The sequence below is a fragment of the Pseudidiomarina terrestris genome (assembly GCF_030466375.1).
GTDB lineage: Bacteria > Pseudomonadota > Gammaproteobacteria > Enterobacterales > Alteromonadaceae > Pseudidiomarina > Pseudidiomarina terrestris.
In genome coordinates this window covers 1-17,586 of sequence record NZ_JAGGJE010000002.1, presented here as the reverse complement: position 1 = coordinate 17,586, position 17,586 = coordinate 1, and the positions used below count along the sequence as shown (strand labels likewise).

The window sequence follows — 17,586 nt, the reverse complement described above, 5'->3', positions numbered from 1 at the left end:
ACTGGATTCTTTATCCGGCGAGTTGGCTGAGTTGCTGTTCGGCGAAATTAATCTGAGAATCAATGGTCGCCAGGCTCAGCTCCATTGCCCACATCTTGGTGAAGCTTTCAATTAAGGCAATATCCTGTTCGGTAAAATAATGGTGATGTTCTGTGCTGTCGGCGTACAGCACTGCACTGACGACTTGATTGACGACAATAGGAAAAGCCATGGCAGCTTTGATATTAGCCCGTTGCACACTGGCTGCTGCGCCGAGTTGCTGATGCAAAATAGCGTTGTTCGCTATCGCCGGTTTTTGTGTCTCTACGGCCTGCCGGATTAAAGTAGTGGTGCCGGTGAAGCCTGCAGGTTCCTGCCATTGCGGATAGCCGCGACAAGCACTGAGCTGGCCGCGGGCATCGAGCAGGACTAATGCGGTGCGGTCGCTGTTTAAGAGTTGCGCCACGCTTTCTTGCAGCATCGGTAGCAAGGTGTCGATGGTGTGCGTTTGCTGCCAGGCACTCTGCAGCGAGGCAAAAACTTGCTTAGCCCAGGTTTTGCGATTCAGGCTAATGGCCAGTTGGTGTGCTGATTTTGGCGCAAAGACCAGGTTCAAATGCCCCACCTGCAGCACCGTCTCAGCGGTTAAGGCACTGGATGAACACCGCTGGTTATTTACGGACAGGCCGTTGGTGCTGTTTAGATCTCTGACCTGCCACTGTTCATTCTGAAAGTGAAGTAAACAATGGCGGCGCGATACCGTCGGGTGGTCAACCTGGATATCGCAGCTGGCGCTGCGGCCGACCACGTAGGATTGCGCCTCAAACAGTTGGTGCTGAGGCGCGAAACGGTCCTGGTAAACGATATCGACAATCGCTGGCATCGTTAATGTCCTATAGCGTCCGCAAGCTGTAGCGTAAGGTGGTCGCCATACCTAACATGCGGCCTTGCACGTTCACTAAGTCACCCGCTGAGCGCCAGACGTTTGGAAACAACGTGCCATCGTCCGCTTCAAGTAGGTTAATAAGCTGCTGTGTCTCAGCTAATGCCTGCCCGGTCTGGTTGGCGTTTAAGGCGGTTTCGATCGCGTTTAGAGCGGTAGCCAATGCATTCAGCGCGGAATAATCTAAGTTGCTTTGTTGCGCACTGACGAAATTTTGCATGCGCGCGAATTTGGTCGCAATAACACTGCTCTTGCTGCGCAGGTCAGCCAGGATAACGAAGTCAGAGAACTGGCCGCCATTGCCGCGAACACGCATGCTGCCAGCACCAGTCATGGTGGTCATGTCTTCAAAAGTACCATTGGCATGCGAGTGGAATAAGCGCAACGGTGAGCCTTCTGTGTAATGCAGCGATTTTGTGTAAATCTCGATTTCATACGCACCACTAAAGGAAAAGCCTTTATTGGGATCCGGGGTAATCGAAATCTGCACCGGAAACGCAGTAGGCAGCGCGGTCAGTAAATTATCGGGTAAACGTGAAACGAGCGACGGGTCGGTCACACTCAGTAGCTGGGCGTCGACGGTAAAATTTTCCGCCGAAAGGCCCACGGCATTATCAAATTTAATCTTCAGATCGAAGCTAACAAGCTGAGTCAACTCGACACTGGTTTCAATCGTGTTGGCACGATGATTGATGTCCAAAGTCAGTGGATCGGCTTGACTTGCAGGCACGCTAAACAAAAGCAAAGCTGCTGCAGCCACCGAAGAAAACTTACTGAAACAGTTGCTTATCAACATAGGTGGTACCTCTCTTGTTACAATTTGTTACAGTTAACAAATTAAATGTACTCCTTCTTTCTGATTTTGTCATCCCGAATAAAAAAAGGGGGCTCGAACCGAGCCCCAAACAGTCAGGGTGACTCAACGCTTAAAAGAGTTCGTAATAGTTGCTGTATAAGCGACCGGTCAGCAACGCATAGTGTGCGCGGGTAATGTTGGTCGCCGGCGCAAAATGCGCGGTCAGCTGGGGTTCGAGATCGAAAGGTCCCTGTTCGATACCAAACTGTACATTCAGCAAGCCATAGTTGATGGCGGTCTGTACGTAGCCTTTCATTTGCGCAGGGATGCTATCCTGATCAGAAAGCACTACAGTCTGTCCGCGATAATCCACCAGAATATCCTGGCTGCTATCGAAGGCTTTAGCCGTAGCTTCCAGGCCAAGTACCTGAACCAGAGTGTAAGCCAGGTCGAGTTTGCTGACCTCTCCTCTTGGGTCAAAATTACCGTTGTTGGAAAGCATGACCGGAGCTTGTACCTGGTCGCTGTCTTTCAATGCTGCACCGGTAACAGATACGGCTTCCGCGTAGGCGACAAAATCACCATTCACATTGTTTAGGTTTGGCTGCGGCTCGTTGAGTAAATCACGATACTGACGAATCGCACCACCCATGACTAAGTACTGGGCAAGATCCTTACGCTCCAGGTTGCGGTCAGGTCGGAATTTACCGTTGGTGAAGCCATCGACGAGGCGTTCAGAAACCGCAAATTCAATCGCATTTTGCTGTGGATGACTTTCAATATCATCGACACCGTCGTAGCCGCCGTTAAGCTCAAAGGTCACCGTGCCTGAAATCACCTCAGGGACGCCAGGACCGTTGGTCACATCAAGCGGATCAGGGTCAACACCAGATAGTGAGGTTAAGCCATACACATAGACCTGCCACGTGCCCGCCTGACCTGGCGCAGAAACTCGCATACCTGTCTCCAGTACGGGCAGCGTGAGATTACCGAAGTATTCGGTACCATCGGGTGCTACAAGGACCAGCTTGGTGGTATTGGCTAGAGTATCAGCGCTGGCTTTGACCCAGGCGACATCTTCCCCCACCTGGAAACTGTGGGTTTCCGGCTCACCGACCGGTGCGTATAACACTTCAAATGGCTCAACACGGTCACTGGTCGTGATCAGTGCATTGGCATTGAACGTATTGAGGTTGTTGACACTTGCTACGTAATCCAAATCATAATCAAGTGCAGCAGAAACCGCGGCTTTGGCATTCACATAACCGGCGCCGACTTCCCATTTTTGGTAACCTGGCATGTTGGTCGCGGTTTCTTGCAGGAGGCGTTTGATGTCAAGTAGCGACAAGCTCGGATTTGCTTCCATCATCAAAGCGATAATGCCTGAAACATGTGGCGTCGCCATAGAGGTGCCAGAGATCATGGTATAAAAAGGTACGTACTCGGTTTCAATTGCGTCAAGGTCAGCATCGCCGCCATTAGAAACCAGATTGGTACTGGCACGGGTGGAGATAATATCAACGCCTGGTGCAACGATGGTCACTTCGTTGTTATAGGTCCAGGTGCTGTTGTCGGGCATTTGGAATGTATCCGACTCACCTTTTAAACCGCGTGATGAAAATCCTGCCAAGTGGCCGAATTTATCGCCCGCACCCACGGAAATACCCCACGGAATTTGCGCGTAAGGGTTATGGCTGTCTTCGCCAGGGCCTGAGTTACCGGCCGCAAATACGGAAAGGATACCAAGCTTGTAAGCTTTATAAGAAGCGATACTTACCGGGCTGTCAGGGCTGAATTTACCGCTTGAACCCCACGAGTTACTCATGATGCGAATCGGCGAATTAAAGGCGTAGACATTATTGATGGCGTAGTCATAACCACCGACGGCATCGAGAATTGATACCCCGGCACCAGAACCATAACCCACCAGGTCCGCGTCCGGCGCTGCGCCCATGTACTTGCCATCAGACATGACGCCAGAGCCGGCGATAGTGCCTGCACAATGGGTGCCGTGACCGACGTTCAAGTCAGTATTAATCTGTCCTTCCAGCACAAAGCCGTCGGTGGGAGCCACCAGGCTGATGGCTTCGGCACTGGTAATGGCTTGCACATTTTCAACCACCGTATCGCCGTAGAGGAGATCCTGATGCGCGGCATCGATGCCTGAATCGTTGACCATAATGGTCACACCTTTACCAGTGAACGAGGTGTTGTTGCGTTGGATAAACTCGTTGCTTTGCAGCTGTTCAACGCCGGTTATTTTGCGTTGGTCAGCATTGAAGTACTGCAGTTGACGGTTCAGCCAGATTGAGCGGACGTCCGATTGTTGCGCCAGGCTCTCGATTTGCTGACGGGTGGCAAGTACGCCAATGATCGGCAGTGACGAGAATTGCACGCCTTGGGCTAAGCCAAGATCCAATAATTGCTGGATCTGTGATTCGGTCACGGGCTCGAGTTGATCGTAAGTAACCACAGCCATGATTTGTTCAGAAGCGCTAAGTACCGGAAGCTTCGCTTTCAGCTGGTCGCCGATAACGGCCTCGGCCATGGCCTGGCCTGGCGCGGCGGCAAGGGTTAATGCCGCAATAGTGGTGAGAGCAAATTTCTTCATCGTTTCATTCCTCTGGTTGTTCTGTTGATTTTTTCTGCACAACTATCGTGGTCGAGGGGGAGCTGAAGTGATATAGGGGTAATCCCCCTATTTGTGGGCTAGCGGTGTCAATTTTTTAAACCAACAAGCGAAATGTATTTTTTAAGGTTTAGCCTGAAAATTAGTGACAAATAAGCGTATAATCCCTTCAGATCTTGTGGAAATAGCTGAGGGTGGCGTACGGTTATGGAGCAGAAAGTGAAAGTAATGGCGGCGGATCAAGTGAAGATCCAGCGTCCTGACCCCGATAAGCGCAGCAACGATTACTCGCCGCGCAGCCGAATTTACGTGCGCGACGTGAAAGGGAAGCTGGAATGGTTCCGCCGCGGCTTCGGCTTTTTACTGTTGTTCGTCTTTGCCCTCATCCCCTGGCTGCAGTGGAACGGTGACCAGGCCGTACTGCTGGATATTGCCAACCAACGCTTTCGTATTTTTGGTATGACCCTGTGGCCGCAGGATCTGACGATTTTGGCCTGGGTGTCGATTGTGGCTGCATTTGCCCTGTTCTTTGTGACCACCTTGTACGGGCGAGTGTGGTGCGGCTTTATGTGTCCGCAAACCACCTGGACCTTTATTTTCATGTGGTTCGAGAAAAAGATCGAGGGTCCGCGCAACAAGCGTATTGCGCTGGATCGGCGTCCCTGGGATTTCGATAAGCTTTGGCGAAAGACCGCCAAGCATGCCTCCTGGCTTCTCGTAGCATTACTCACGGCAATGATATTTGTCGGTTACTTCACCAATGTTCGGGAATTATTTACCGACTTTTGGACGTTCGACACCGGCTTCTGGGCCACTTTCTCGGTCTTGTTCTTTACCTTTTGTACCTACGGTAACGCAGGTTGGATGCGTGAAATCATGTGTACCCACATGTGTCCTTATGCGCGCTTCCAATCAGCCATGTTCGATAAAGATACGGTGACCGTATCTTACGATCCGAATATGGGTGAGCCGCGGGGGCCACGCTCCAAACGTACGGATTACAAAGCCAAAGGCCTAGGCACCTGTATTGACTGTAATATGTGTGTGCAGGTTTGTCCTACAGGTATCGATATCCGCAACGGCTTGCAGTACGAGTGCATTAACTGCGGTGCGTGCGTGGACGCCTGTAACGATGTCATGGATAAAATGAACTACCCACGCGGCCTCATTCGCTTTACCACTGAGCGCAATCTGGAAGGCGGAAGAACCCGGAAAACACGCTTCAAAGCGGTGGGCTATTTTGTTGTGATGGTGATTATGGCGACCTTGCTGGTATGGGATATCTCCACCCGCAAGCCCCTTGAAGTCGACATTCTGCGCGATCGCAACCAGCTGTACAGTATCAGCATGGAAGGTTGGGTACAGAACGTGTATACCCTGAAAATACTGAATAAGTCACAGTTGCCGCAAACCTTTACTATCGAGGCGCAAGGCTTTGAGCGAACGCAGTTACTCGGTACCACCGAGGTCACCATTGACGGCGGCTCAATTGCCACAGTGCCAGTGACCCTCGCCGTGCATCCGGACGAAGTCACCGAGCGGGTACAGGACATTTACTTCGTTGTGACCAGCACCGATGGTACAGTGACGGAACAACACCAAACGAGTTTTCTTTATGAGTAATGCCACGGACGCGGCAACGGATTTTAGCTTTACCGGTTTAACGCCGGATGTGATTGCCAATGCTCTGGCCAGTGTGGGCGTAGACCCGCGCTCCGGTCTACTGGCACTCAACAGCTATGAAAACCGTGTTTACCAGTTTATTGCCGATGATGACAAACGCTACGTGGCGAAATTTTATCGTCCGGCGCGCTGGCGCGACGAACAAATTCTGGAAGAGCATGCCTTCACTGCAGAGTTGCTGGCCGAAGATGTACCGGCGGTAGCGCCGCTGGAGTTAGACGGGGCAACGCTGCACTACTTTGAAGGCTATCGCTTTAGCGTCTTTCCAAGTGTGGGTGGACGCGCGGTCGAACCCGGCGACATGAATGAGCTGGAGCGCATTGGCCGCCAAATTGGACGCTTGCACGCGGTGGCGCGGCAAGGTGAGTTTAAGCACCGCGGCACCATCAACGCCGACTATTTTGTCACGCAGTCGTTGCAGACCTTGCGACAAACCGAGCTTATTCCGGACGGTTTACAAAACGCCTTTTGGGCGATTGCTGAACCCTTGGCCGAGCAGTTGCTGAAAACAGATTTAGCTGCCTATGATCAGCAACGTTTGCATGGTGATTGCCACCTTGGCAATATGCTGTTGCGTGAGGACGAGCTGACTTTCGTTGACTTTGATGATGCATTAACTGGCCCTGCCATCCAGGATTTGTGGATGATGCTGGCCGGTGATGATCGCCAGGAACGCTGGATGCAGCTGGATGCGCTGGTCAGCGGCTACGAAGAATTCTGTGATTTTGACGCGCGCGAGACCGCATTGATTGAACCCTTACGCGGTTTTCGCATCATACACTACATGGCTTGGCTGGCACGACGCTGGCAAGATACAGCATTTCAACGGGCGTTTCCGTGGTTTGCTGAGCAGCGTTATTGGGAGCAGCAGGTGCTGGCGATGAAAGAACAGCTTGCAGCCTTGCAGGAAGCTCCGTTAGAGTTACGTCCGAATTTTAATTGTTAATTGGAACCAACAGGAATCCACCATGAAAAAGATGTTGTTTGCCGTACTGGCGTTGATGATGTTTCCCGCAGCTGCGCAGCAGTTCGAAGAAGGCGTACACTATGAAGTGATCGCTGAACAGGGTACGGAAAAGCCAGAGATTAAAGAATTCTTCTCGTTTTTCTGCGGCGCTTGCTATCGTTTTGAGCCTATTGCGCAAGCAATGTCAGCTGAATATCCAGAAGCCTTTGAGAAATCTCATGTTTCGTTCATCAATTACAAAGGTCAGGGCATGATGATGAATCAAGCCTGGGCACTGGCTGAGCAGCTCGATAAAGATAAAGAAATTGCGGCGGCGATTTTCCAGCGCAACTTCGTGCAAAATAACATGATCGGTAGCATGGAAGACTTCGAAGCGGTCTTCGCCACCAATGGCGTCAGCAAAGAAGACTTCAATAAGATGATCAACAGCTTTGCGGTGCGTGGCATGGCCAACAAAATGGATCGTGAAGCCGCGAACTATGGCGTGAACTCAACCCCTACCTTTATCGTCAACGGTAAGTATCGTCTGCTGCCACAAGGCTTCAGCGAAAGCGAAAATTTCGCCGATGACTTTATTGCTGCGGCGGGTTATCTGCTCGAGAAGTAAGCTTCTCAATGACTTCATCTTTACGTTTCCAGCGCTGGTTTAGCCAGCGTTGGAAGCGTTCTTTAAATGCCTCATCGTTAAAATAATCACCGATCAAATCCTCCCGCATCGGTAATGTCTCGACATTCACATAGATATCCCGAAGTTGCCCACTAAGCAGCAGCCAAACCGCTGGGCGCTTATGCGATGGGTAGACGATGGTGATATCCAGTATCGCATCGAATTGCTTACCCATCGTTTGCAGCGTGAACGCCGTGCCACCGGCTTTTGGCGGTAACAGGTGACGATAGGGACTGCGTTTTTGTTGATGCTTTTCCGGCGTAAAACGGGTGCCTTCACAAAAGTTAATAACGGTGGTTGGAATATGCCGGAATTTGCCGCACTTCTTTCGCGTAGTGGTGATATCTTTGCCCTTTAAATGAGGCTTGCGGGCGATTTGCGCGCGACTGTACCGCTTCATAAAAGGCATATCGAGTGTCCAGCACCCCAGCCCAATAATCGGTACCCAAAACAATTGCTGTTTCAGGAAAAATCGCGGCATCGGCATATTGCGCGACGCCAGATGCATCAACACCAGAATATCCACCCAGCTGCGATGATTACACAGAATCATGTACCAGCGGTCACGGTGCAATTCAGCGTCACCATGAATATGCCAGTGCATGGGCTGCGTCAGCCGAAACATCATCGACATCGCATAGCCCCAGACCCGGAACAGCGCGTTTGCCAGCGTCGACAGTCCACGCTGCACTGCAGGGATCGGCAATAGCAATTTAGGCAAACCGAGGATGATAATCAGTGCGCCAATAATCGCCGTCACCACCGCACCGAAAGTGAAATTAATGAGTACGCGAAAAGGAGTCAGTAGCAACGTTAGCATAAGCACGCCCGAGTCAATCTACAGTTATCCCATCATACGTAAATAATTAAGCCTTGCTCAACTTTAATCACTAAGGCTTTAATGGTCTTGGCCTCCGGAGTCTAGGGCCACGAAAAGTTGCTAAGTAGTACCCATACCTACGAAAGTGGTGTTATCAGGTGTGCCGCGGCTTAAGGAAGGGGATACGGGGTAAAGAGGTTTGGGAAGAACACGACACGCGTTATGAATTGAGAGCTTCCTTAAGTTTGTTATAAGCTATCCGATGCCTTTCCTCACTCATTTTTTCAAGGTTATTCAGTTTCCAACGAACAGCGGGCAATTGCTCAATATTCGCAATTCCGAGTAATGACCAATCCGGTTTGCGTGACTTAAACGTCAAAAGAAACGACCTCTCCTCGTCAGTAAATGTTGCATGCATACGTTTTACAATTTCCTCACGCGCAGCCATAAGCTCCACTAGCGGGACATCAATGTCCGCCATCGACTTAAATTCCCCCTCATAAAGGGCAGTAATATCTTTGAAATTGGGTCGTAATAATTCCGATATAGTACGCGGGTGGCTGATCATATAAACAATTAACGCTTTACGAATATCATCAGTGAGGCCTTCATTATCCAAGAGTAGTTTGACGTCAAACAAGTCCCTAGGGTGTTGCCGATCGAGTGCGGCGCAAATTTTACCAGCATAGAGGTCGGCAAAACTGACCACTGAAATTTCCGCGAATCCGAATTCATTTTCAACCGCTTCAGTAACACTCAAAGCCTTTGATTCGTAGACCGTTCCTCGAAGAACAGGTGACAGTTCTATCTTTATCTGAACCTTTCTACCGCCAACATCACGCTCCACCAATAAACGGAGCGCGTCCTTTTTAACTTCAAATGAGCGTATGACAGTCACATCTTGCAGCGCTGCGGTAAGATTCTTTGCTATTTGCTCTAGGTGACTTGTGATCGTTTGAAGTGCCTCACCCCGATCCATCATAGGTAAAAAGACGAGGTCAATATCAACCGACAGCCTTGGAAAATCTCTGACAAATAGGTTAATCGCTGTACCGCCTTTGAGCGCAAAACAGTCATGAGCCGCAACAAATGGTAGCACCTGCATAAGCAACTGAACCTGGCGATAATCAATACTATTTCTATCCATGATAATTTACATCTCCTTGGGAACCGTAATTTGCCATTTGCTTTCCAGGCGACCATTTACCGCGATAGCTCTTTTACCTGAGCCTAGATCGTAGTCTGTTGGCACTAAACGTTTAAACCAGGGCTGTTGATTGCGCTCCGCTAGCCAAAAGAATAACCGTTTTACTTTTACATTAAGGCAGTTCTTTAGCAGCGTATCTAATTTCCGGGGTGATAAGTTATGCAACCCCTGAAGCAGCGCATCAGCATGCTCAAAACTGATATGTTTAGGTACATCGTTGAGCACTTCCAGATAAGCTTTTTCAACACAAGAATACGTTATTTCAGGCAAACCTTTTTTCCATTCATAATGGCGGAACACACTTTGGTCGAGCAGCAATGACTCAGGCCACAGGCGCTTCGTGCCATGCCATGCAAAAGTAGCTCCCACATCTATCTTATTAACCCATACAGGGAGCTTTTGAGGCGAATAAAGAGCAACTATAGGGTTTCTACTTTGGTTTATGTAGTGGCTTACATCATTTAATTCCAGCGCGGTTAGACTGCCCACATGGATCGGGAGCGTCGCCATTCGCTGCAGGGAAGCGACCACGCCCTGCCAAGTCGGGTGAGATTCTTCTCGATAGTAAACACCGGGAGCGGCTACGACTAAGGCCCCCCTTCGGACGGAGTTGTCGATGTAGTGCAAACTCAACCCTTGCTCTTGTAGCCAACGTTTCGTCGCTATCATACCAAGCGGAAGTTTTTGCTTTAGCGTTTTGCCTGCTTCGTGATTTAGCATGTGATGCTCTTTTTAGTTTACTAGATTAGCTATATACGTTAATTATTGACGTGTATTTAATATTAATCAAACTCAACTGGTTTGATAAAAAGATTAAACACGTCGATAATCGACGTATATTTGTTACTTATCAAACTGTTTAAGCTCAATAACATCGTGCAACTACCATGAATGCAAGTACGCGCTGGAAATTTTTGGCACAGACTTGTCACGCCGGTGTCACAGGAAGAATTTGGTAAGTAAGTACTATCCTGGAAAGTCTGAACGGATGCCAGCGACTGGCTACCGTTCAGCAATTGAAGCAAAGCGCGATGTGAGTTATTTCCTGATGAACTATTACAACTGGGAACGACCGCATCAATTTAACGATGGACTGCCCCCGGCAAAAGCCGAGAAATTAACTAAAAAGGTGTCAGGATTTTGTTGACCACTACACTTACAGAATTAGTGGTACTGACGTTACGCTTACAATTATTCTGCCCAGCCACCTTGATGCAGCCATCAGCTTTTGAATTCAAAGCTAAGGCATCGATTCGTGCGTGTATCCTAGCAACGGAATTTGCGAGTTGCGTATTGCAGGAGACGAAAAAAACAGCTAAAGTTGTACTGTATAAATATACAGTATTGCGAGGTTGTTATGGCACATCCATTACAAGAGCTGGTACATAAGGGATGGGTCTGGCAGGGGCATGATGCGGCGGAACAGTTGGCCAGTGATCAGCTGGTTGATACCGGCTGGCCTGAGCTTAACCGTCGCCTTGGTGGCGGTTGGCTGCGCGGCGCATTGCATGAGCTGCAAGTGCAGCACAACTTCCAGGGCGAACTGGCATTTTTAATGCCGGTACTCAGTGCTCAGCAGAAGCCTTGCTTATGGATAAACCCTCCGGCTCAGCCTTATTGGCCTGGACTGCATTATCAGCAGTTGCAGCAGGCGCCGTTATGGTTGCAGGAAAGCGAGCCTAAGCGCGCCCTTTGGGCATTTGAACAAGCATTACAAAGTGCAAGTTTAGGGGTGATTGTCGCCTGGTTTCCGACGGTTGATGCGAGTGCAGTGCGACGTTTGCAGCAAGCGGCCTCCCGCCATCAACAACTGGCATTTATTTTGACCCCCTGGCAGCAGCAACAGGAAGCTCGTGCTTACGTGAATCGTTTGCAACTGCAGTGGCAACAACAGCAATTGCAGGTGGCGGTAGTAAAGCGGCGAGCCGGCTGGCCATTACCTCCGTTTCCTTGCCCGGTGACAGGGCATCTGCCGGAGCGGCGTCGGCGGTTAGCATGAGTCGCGACAAACTTTGGTGGTATTTAGCGCTGCCGCAGTTGCTGCTGGATGAGCAGTTAAGCCTGCAGAGCGAAATCCAGCGGCAACAGCCGCAAGTGCTGTGCCGTAGCGATGGGCAGCGCGCGCGAACTGTCGTGCAAGCCAATACTGCGGCTCGTCATGCTGGGGTCAAACTCGGCATGGCTGAAGTTACCGCCAGTACATTAGTGCCTGAACTGCAGCAGCGAACCTATGATGAACAACGTGAAGAGCAGGTATTGCAACGGCTCGCTCAGTGGCTGCATCAGGACATTGCGCAAATTGCGCTATATCCACCGCAAGGCTTACTACTTGAAGTCGATGATTTGCAACGGTTGTATGGCGACTATGCTGGTGTGCAGCGTCAATTAGCGCGGCGCTTAGCCCGGGTTGCGGTAGGCTACCAAATCGCTGCGGGGTACAGTCCTTTAGTTGCCCGCATTTTGGCGCAGGTCCCGCAGCTCCGCTTTGAACCTATGCGCGCTGCAAAAAGCGAGCTACTAGAAAAGCTGCGACAGGTTCCTTTGCGGTTTGCTTTGCTCCCTGCTGCGCAACAGCAGCAACTTGAGAATGTCGGCATTCAGTGTCTGGGCGATCTGTTGCAGCTGCCGGTGGGCGAATTAGGTGCACGGTTTGGCCGCGCCATGGTGGCCTATGTGGCAGAGTTGCAGGGCGAACTGTTGCCCCCGCAGCGTTACTACCGGCCACCACTGAAGTTCTCCGAGCGTCTCGATTTAATGACCGAGGTAGCGTCCTGGCAACAGTTGTTATTCCCGTTGCGACGGTTGCTACAGCAATTAGAAGCTTTTTTGCAAAGCCGTCAATTGAGTGTGAGCTGTTTTACTTTGCTGGCACACCATCGGGATCAAAGTCAGACCCCGGTACGCATTGCCTTTGCCTTACCTTTATGGCGTCAGCGTGAGATGCAGCAGTTGGTGCAGTTGCAGTTAGAGCGTCAGCAACTCGCCACGCCAGCGCTGGAATTAAGTTTGCGGGCCGATGCGTTTCAGGCACGTGAAGTCACAGCGACGAGTTGGTTACCCGCACAGCAAGATGCGACGGCGCAGCGGGCTGAGCAACAGCAATTGCAAGCTTTGTTAGGCAAGTTGCAGGCGCGTTTAGGCACCGCTGCAGTGCAGCAGGCGCAGGCGCAAAATGACTGGCGCCCGGAAGCTGCACAACAATGGCAAACCGACTTACAGACCGCGAAGGGGCCGAGTCAGGGATTACCCCGCCCGCTTTGGCTGCTGCCTGAACCTGAGGCCATTGCCGTTCACGAATGGCAGTTGCAATGGGGCCCGGAGCGGATCCAAACCGGCTGGTGGGATGGGGAAGGCGTGCTCCGCGATTACTTTATTGCGGTGGATGCACTTGACCGGCAAGGCTGGATATTTCGTAGTCATGAGGAGTGGTACTTACATGGCTGGTTCAGCTGAGAAAAGCCTCCCGGACTGGCGCCCTATTGCGCTGAACTGTGTCAGTAATTACAGCTTTTTATATGGCGCTGCGCATCCTCATGAGTATGTCGAACGGGCATTGACGCTGGGCTACCAGGCCATTGCCATCACCGATGAATGTTCAGTTGCCGGCGTGGTGCGTGCTTATGTAGCGCAAAAAGATGTCGCCGCATCATTGCAGTTGTTGATTGGCAGCTTTTTTCAGGTTGAACAGCTGGGCGTGCTGATTGTTCTGGCGCGAAACCGGCAAGGTTACGGTCAGCTCTGCCGGTTGATTAGTCGTGGCCGGGAGCGCTGTGAAAAAGGCAGTTATCAGGTGTTTGCGGACGATTTCCTTAGCGGGCTGGATGATTGCCTGTTGCTGTGGCGCCCGCTTAACGACCTTGCCTTTAGTGCTTATCACCAGGCGCTGGGCGAAGCTTTTCCTGAGCGTCTCTGGCTGGCGTTCTCGCGTCATTTTTGCGTTGATGATGCCAGCCAGTACCGCCGCTATAACAACTATCACCAGCAAAGTCGGTTGCCGGTGGTCGCTGCTGACGAGGTACTCTACCCTGAGCCCGGACGGCAGCCGTTACATGATGTCGTCACTGCCATTCGCTTGCGACAAAGGGTCACGGAAGTGCGCACGCAACTGCGGCCAAATGCGGAGCATTATTTACGTGATGCGGCACAATTACAGCGCAGTTATCCACAGGACTGGCTTGCCGCTACTCAACAGGTCGCGCAGCAGTGCAGCTTTCAGCTCAGTGAATTGAGTTATGAGTATCCGGCGGAGCTGGTGCCGGCCGGGCTAACCGCCACCGCCTATTTACGGCAACTCGCTTATGCCGGAGCCAAAGAGCGCTTTCCGAATGGTTTACGGGCTGATGTGCAGGCCAAGCTGGAAAAAGAGCTCGCGTTAATTGCCGAGCTTCGCTACGAGTATTTCTTTTTAACCATCCACGACATTGTGCAATTTGCTCAGCAGCGCGACATTCTTTACCAGGGGCGCGGTTCCGCTGCAAACTCGGTGGTTTGCTATTGCCTGCAGATCACCGCAGTGAACCCGGATCAAATTGATGTACTCTTTGAGCGCTTTATTTCCAAAGAGCGCGATGAGCCGCCAGACATTGATGTAGATTTTGAGCATCAACGTCGTGAAGAGGTGATTCAGTACATTTACCAGAAGTACGGCCGTAAGCGCGCCGCATTAGCGGCAACCGTTATCCGCTACCGGTTGCGTAGTGCGTTTCGTGATGTTGGCAAGGTGCTGGGATTCAGCGAGCAGGAACTGGCGCATTATCTGCGCCAGATCGACCGCCGGGATCAGGATACCCCCTGGCAGCAACAGTTAGTGCAGTTGCAGTCGGGCCTGGCGACTACGGAGCGTGGCCGTTGGTTAGTGTCACTGACGGAGCAACTGCTGAAGTTTCCGCGGCATTTGTCGCAGCATGTCGGCGGCTTCGTTATTGCGGCTGGGGAGTTAGCCGATTTAGTGCCCGTTGAACATGCCAGTATGGCGGACCGGACCGTTATCCAATGGGACAAAGATGATCTCGAAACCCTTAAGCTGATCAAAGTGGATGTGCTGGCGTTGGGCATGCTGAGCGCGTTGCAGAAAATGCTGCAACTGGTGTGCAAACATTATCAGCGCCCGCTTGATCTGGCGAGCATTCCCACCGAAGACGCTAAAGTTTATGCGATGCTGCAGCGTGCAGACTCCGTTGGTGTGTTTCAAATCGAATCACGTGCGCAGATGAGTATGTTACCCCGCCTGCGCCCTGCTACGTTTTATGATTTGGTGGTGCAGATTGCTATCGTGCGGCCCGGGCCTATTCAGGGCGACATGGTGCATCCCTATTTACGCCGGCGTGCCGGTGAAGAAGCGGTGACCTATCCAAGTGAAGCGGTACGGCAAGTCACCGAGCGTACCCTGGGGGTACCGATCTTTCAGGAGCAAGTGATCAAGCTGGCGATGGTTGCCGCTGGCTTTAGCGGTGGTGAAGCCGATCAGCTGCGGCGCGCTATGGCGAACTGGCGCAGTACCGGTGAGTTACAGCAGTTTGAGACGAAGCTGATTAGCGGTATGCGCGAGCGCGGTTACAGTTTAGATTTTGCCCAGCGCATCTATCAGCAAATTTGTGGTTTTGGCGAGTACGGCTTCCCTGAGTCCCATTCGGCCAGTTTTGCTAACTTAGCCTATGCCTCGGCGTGGTTTAAGTACCATTACCCGGCGGCCTTTTACTGTGCATTACTGAATAGCTTACCTATGGGTTTTTACTCAGCTGAACAATTGTTGCAAGATGCCCGGCGCCATCATCTGACGGTGCTTCCTGTAGATATTCAAACCAGTACCTGGGCACATCAGTTGGTTGCCATGCAAAATGGTTATGCGATCCGCTTAGGTTTACGTTTGATCAAAGGGCTGGCCGCACAACACGTCGAGGCGCTGCTTGCCCGCCGGCCGCAACAGGGCTTTGCCTCGCTGCAGGAGCTGCGCCAACTCGGTGCCTCCCCTGCTCTTTTGCAGCGCCTGGCCGCCGCCGATGCATTACATAAAGTCAGCGGCCATCGTTTTCAAAGTCAGTGGCAGGCATTGGCGGTAAAGGCTGAGCAGCTACCCTTGTTTAGCACCATCGACGATACCGGCTCAGACCGCGCAACCTTAGCGCAATTGCCAACACCTACAGAGGTAAGTGATATAGCAGCGGATTATCGTAGTTTAGGCGCTTCAGTGCGGCGTCACCCGCTTGCCTTATTACGTGAGCGGCGATTGTTACGCGGTGTGCGTACGGCTGCGGAGCTCGCCGGCTGTCGTCATCAGCAGGTGGTTTGCGTGGCGGGGCTGGTCACCTGCCGGCAACGGCCTGGCACCGCAGGTGGGGTTACTTTTATTACTCTTGAAGATGAAACCGGTATGGTGAACGTGGTGGTCTGGCAAGCGACAGCACGGGCCCAACGCGAAGCCTACCTTACGGCGCAACTCCTAAAAGTGTATGGCAAAGTTGAAATTCACGGCGATGTGATTCATGTGATTGCCGGGCGTTTAGAAGACGGCGCGCCGTTATTGGCCGAGCTTGAGCTACAGGCCAACCGTTCGCGCGACTTTCACTAAGTTCTGTTTACACCGAGTGTACGTTCAAGGCGTATTCGTCTTTGAGCATCACGTAGTTCGCTGCGGACTCTGGCAAAAAGGCCAACTCTTCTTCATTAAGCTTACGTTGCTCTTGCACTGGGCTGCCGACATATAAATAGCCACTGCGCAGTACTTTACCTGGCGGAACCAGGCTCCCTGCACCAATGATAACGTCGTCTTCGACCACGACACCGTCCATGATCACCGCCGACATTCCTATTAATACGCGGGCACCGATGGTGCACCCATGTAGCATAACGTGATGACCGACGGTAACGTCCTCACCAATAATAAGCGGATGGCCGTCAGGGTTACGATTACTTTTGCGGCTTACATGCAACACACAGTTGTCCTGTATATTCGTGCGCGCACCGATACTAATGAAGTTCACATCACCACGGGCGGAAACGAACGGCCAGATGCTACTGTTTTCGCCTAAGGTTACGTCACCGACAATCACGGCACTCTGGTCAATGTAGACGTGTTCGCCGATAGTGGGTTCGACACCCTGATAACTACGAATATCTCCATTCATGCTTCTTACCTCTCAAATTGTTATCTTTTTGATCTAAGCGCTACTGCTTTAGACTAGCAGAAACCCTTATAAGGCGCGAGTTGATACAAAAAAGCAGCGATCTGAACAACAAACCAGCAGTCAGCATAAAAACATGCAAAAACTTGATTTAGGCGCTTGACGTGGCGACTTAAATCTCTAAAATGCGCTCCACGCTTGAGGCAGGCAACGAAGCCGCCGAAAGTAGCAGTTTAGAGTCTTAAAAAATTTAGCCGAAAGGCTTGACACTAAACGCCGAGGCTGTAGAATACGCCGCCTTGCTTGCTGCAACGCAAGCCTGCTTTTTAGGAAAGCAGAACGTTCTTTAACAATATACCAAGCCAAGCAAACTGTGTGGGCACTTACCGGATTCAGGCAGAGAAAAGCATCTTCGGATGCGAGTATTCTTTCGTATAACGAAGAGAATACACCTGACTGATTGGAAAAGTGCTTAACAAATTAAGATTTATTAAGTCATTGATTCAATGGGTCGATTAAACACTTTAAACTGAAGAGTTTGATCATGGCTCAGATTGAACGCTGGCGGCAGGCCTAACACATGCAAGTCGAGCGGTAACAGGAAGAAGCTTGCTTCTTTGCTGACGAGCGGCGGACGGGTGAGTAAAACTTGGGAACTTGCCTTTAGGCGGGGGACAACCACGGGAAACTGTGGCTAATACCGCATAATGTCTACGGACCAAAGTGGGGGATCTTCGGACCTCACGCCTAAAGATGGGCCCAAGTGAGATTAGC

General features: G+C 51.3%; 13 protein-coding genes, 1 rRNA gene and 1 pseudogene. 8 read left to right on the top strand and 7 right to left on the bottom strand.

Going from position 1 to position 17,586, the window contains the following annotated elements:
• Positions 1-10: 10 nt before the first annotated feature.
• The 3 genes from J6J28_RS07450 to J6J28_RS07440 all read right to left on the bottom strand — a co-directional run bounded on the left by J6J28_RS07450 (position 11) and on the right by J6J28_RS07440 (position 4,329).
• Positions 11-862, bottom strand: a complete 852-nt coding sequence (locus J6J28_RS07450) for an FHA domain-containing protein (RefSeq protein WP_301720831.1) — start codon at positions 860-862, stop codon at positions 11-13.
• A 10-nt stretch (positions 863-872) separates the two neighbouring features.
• The gene (locus J6J28_RS07445; protein ID WP_301720830.1) at positions 873-1,718 is read right to left on the bottom strand and encodes a DUF6689 family protein; all 846 of its coding nucleotides are present in this window, start codon (positions 1,716-1,718) and stop codon (positions 873-875) included.
• A 130-nt stretch (positions 1,719-1,848) separates the two neighbouring features.
• Positions 1,849-4,329, bottom strand: coding sequence for a S8 family peptidase (locus J6J28_RS07440; protein ID WP_301720829.1), 2,481 nt, complete (start codon positions 4,327-4,329; stop codon positions 1,849-1,851).
• A gap of 225 nt (positions 4,330-4,554) precedes the next feature.
• Here J6J28_RS07440 and ccoG point away from each other — a divergent pair, with 225 nt between their 5' ends.
• The 3 genes from ccoG to J6J28_RS07425 are packed head-to-tail and all read left to right on the top strand — an operon-like array spanning position 4,555 to position 7,604.
• Positions 4,555-5,970 (top strand): cytochrome c oxidase accessory protein CcoG, encoded by a 1,416-nt coding sequence (gene ccoG, locus J6J28_RS07435; protein WP_301720828.1) that lies wholly within the window; start codon positions 4,555-4,557, stop codon positions 5,968-5,970.
• Complete coding sequence (locus J6J28_RS07430; RefSeq protein ID WP_301720827.1) at positions 5,963-6,976, top strand: serine/threonine protein kinase; 1,014 nt, start codon at positions 5,963-5,965, stop codon at positions 6,974-6,976. Before ccoG ends, J6J28_RS07430 begins: the two co-directional genes overlap by 8 nt.
• Positions 6,977-6,998: 22 nt before the next feature.
• Positions 6,999-7,604 carry a thiol:disulfide interchange protein DsbA/DsbL gene (locus J6J28_RS07425; RefSeq protein WP_301720825.1) on the top strand — a complete coding sequence of 202 codons (606 nt, stop codon included), beginning with the start codon at positions 6,999-7,001 and terminating at the stop codon, positions 7,602-7,604.
• Here J6J28_RS07425 and J6J28_RS07420 read toward each other — a convergent pair.
• The 3 genes from J6J28_RS07420 to J6J28_RS07410 form a co-directional block, all read right to left on the bottom strand.
• Positions 7,570-8,484, bottom strand: a complete 915-nt coding sequence (locus tag J6J28_RS07420) for an acyltransferase (RefSeq protein ID WP_301720824.1) — start codon at positions 8,482-8,484, stop codon at positions 7,570-7,572. The genes J6J28_RS07425 and J6J28_RS07420 overlap by 35 nt on opposite strands.
• 220 nt (positions 8,485-8,704) lie before the next feature.
• Positions 8,705-9,631: a nucleotidyl transferase AbiEii/AbiGii toxin family protein gene (locus tag J6J28_RS07415; RefSeq protein ID WP_301720823.1), complete on the bottom strand. Its 927-nt coding sequence runs from the start codon at positions 9,629-9,631 to the stop codon at positions 8,705-8,707.
• Positions 9,632-9,637: 6 nt separating this feature from the next.
• Complete coding sequence (locus tag J6J28_RS07410; RefSeq protein WP_301720822.1) at positions 9,638-10,411, bottom strand: type IV toxin-antitoxin system AbiEi family antitoxin; 774 nt, start codon at positions 10,409-10,411, stop codon at positions 9,638-9,640.
• A gap of 256 nt (positions 10,412-10,667) precedes the next feature.
• Here J6J28_RS07410 and J6J28_RS07405 point away from each other — a divergent pair.
• The 4 genes and pseudogenes from J6J28_RS07405 to J6J28_RS07390 form a co-directional block, all read left to right on the top strand.
• Positions 10,668-10,838 (top strand): annotated as a pseudogene (locus tag J6J28_RS07405) (IS3 family transposase); the annotation flags it as partial.
• A gap of 210 nt (positions 10,839-11,048) precedes the next feature.
• A complete protein-coding gene (locus J6J28_RS07400; RefSeq protein ID WP_301720821.1) occupies positions 11,049-11,690 on the top strand; it encodes a hypothetical protein in 642 nt (213 codons plus the stop codon).
• A complete protein-coding gene (locus tag J6J28_RS07395) occupies positions 11,687-13,144 on the top strand; it encodes a Y-family DNA polymerase (protein ID WP_301720820.1) in 1,458 nt (485 codons plus the stop codon). The genes J6J28_RS07400 and J6J28_RS07395 overlap by 4 nt, the downstream gene beginning before the upstream one ends.
• The gene (locus J6J28_RS07390) at positions 13,128-16,259 is read left to right on the top strand and encodes an error-prone DNA polymerase (RefSeq protein WP_301720819.1); all 3,132 of its coding nucleotides are present in this window, start codon (positions 13,128-13,130) and stop codon (positions 16,257-16,259) included. The genes J6J28_RS07395 and J6J28_RS07390 overlap by 17 nt, the downstream gene beginning before the upstream one ends.
• A gap of 7 nt (positions 16,260-16,266) precedes the next feature.
• Here J6J28_RS07390 and J6J28_RS07385 read toward each other — a convergent pair whose 3' ends face one another.
• The gene (locus J6J28_RS07385) at positions 16,267-16,815 is read right to left on the bottom strand and encodes a gamma carbonic anhydrase family protein (RefSeq protein ID WP_301720818.1); all 549 of its coding nucleotides are present in this window, start codon (positions 16,813-16,815) and stop codon (positions 16,267-16,269) included.
• A gap of 523 nt (positions 16,816-17,338) precedes the next feature.
• Between J6J28_RS07385 and J6J28_RS07380 the strand changes: the two genes are divergently transcribed.
• Positions 17,339-17,586 (top strand): 16S ribosomal RNA (locus J6J28_RS07380); the annotation flags it as partial.

Excerpts from the sequence above, each read along its gene's own strand:
- J6J28_RS07420 (WP_301720824.1), bottom strand. The coding sequence starts at position 8,484 with ATGCTAACGTTGCTACTGACTCCTTTTCGCGTACTCATTAATTTCACT.
- J6J28_RS07400 (WP_301720821.1), top strand. The coding sequence starts at position 11,049 with ATGGCACATCCATTACAAGAGCTGGTACATAAGGGATGGGTCTGGCAG.
- J6J28_RS07410 (WP_301720822.1), bottom strand. The coding sequence starts at position 10,411 with ATGCTAAATCACGAAGCAGGCAAAACGCTAAAGCAAAAACTTCCGCTT.
- ccoG (WP_301720828.1), top strand. The coding sequence starts at position 4,555 with ATGGAGCAGAAAGTGAAAGTAATGGCGGCGGATCAAGTGAAGATCCAG.
- J6J28_RS07445 (WP_301720830.1), bottom strand. The coding sequence starts at position 1,718 with ATGTTGATAAGCAACTGTTTCAGTAAGTTTTCTTCGGTGGCTGCAGCA.
- J6J28_RS07425 (WP_301720825.1), top strand. The coding sequence starts at position 6,999 with ATGAAAAAGATGTTGTTTGCCGTACTGGCGTTGATGATGTTTCCCGCA.
- J6J28_RS07440 (WP_301720829.1), bottom strand. The coding sequence starts at position 4,329 with ATGAAGAAATTTGCTCTCACCACTATTGCGGCATTAACCCTTGCCGCC.
- J6J28_RS07385 (WP_301720818.1), bottom strand. The coding sequence starts at position 16,815 with ATGAATGGAGATATTCGTAGTTATCAGGGTGTCGAACCCACTATCGGC.
- J6J28_RS07395 (WP_301720820.1), top strand. The coding sequence starts at position 11,687 with ATGAGTCGCGACAAACTTTGGTGGTATTTAGCGCTGCCGCAGTTGCTG.
- J6J28_RS07415 (WP_301720823.1), bottom strand. The coding sequence starts at position 9,631 with ATGGATAGAAATAGTATTGATTATCGCCAGGTTCAGTTGCTTATGCAG.
- J6J28_RS07390 (WP_301720819.1), top strand. The coding sequence starts at position 13,128 with ATGGCTGGTTCAGCTGAGAAAAGCCTCCCGGACTGGCGCCCTATTGCG.
- J6J28_RS07430 (WP_301720827.1), top strand. The coding sequence starts at position 5,963 with ATGAGTAATGCCACGGACGCGGCAACGGATTTTAGCTTTACCGGTTTA.
- J6J28_RS07450 (WP_301720831.1), bottom strand. The coding sequence starts at position 862 with ATGCCAGCGATTGTCGATATCGTTTACCAGGACCGTTTCGCGCCTCAG.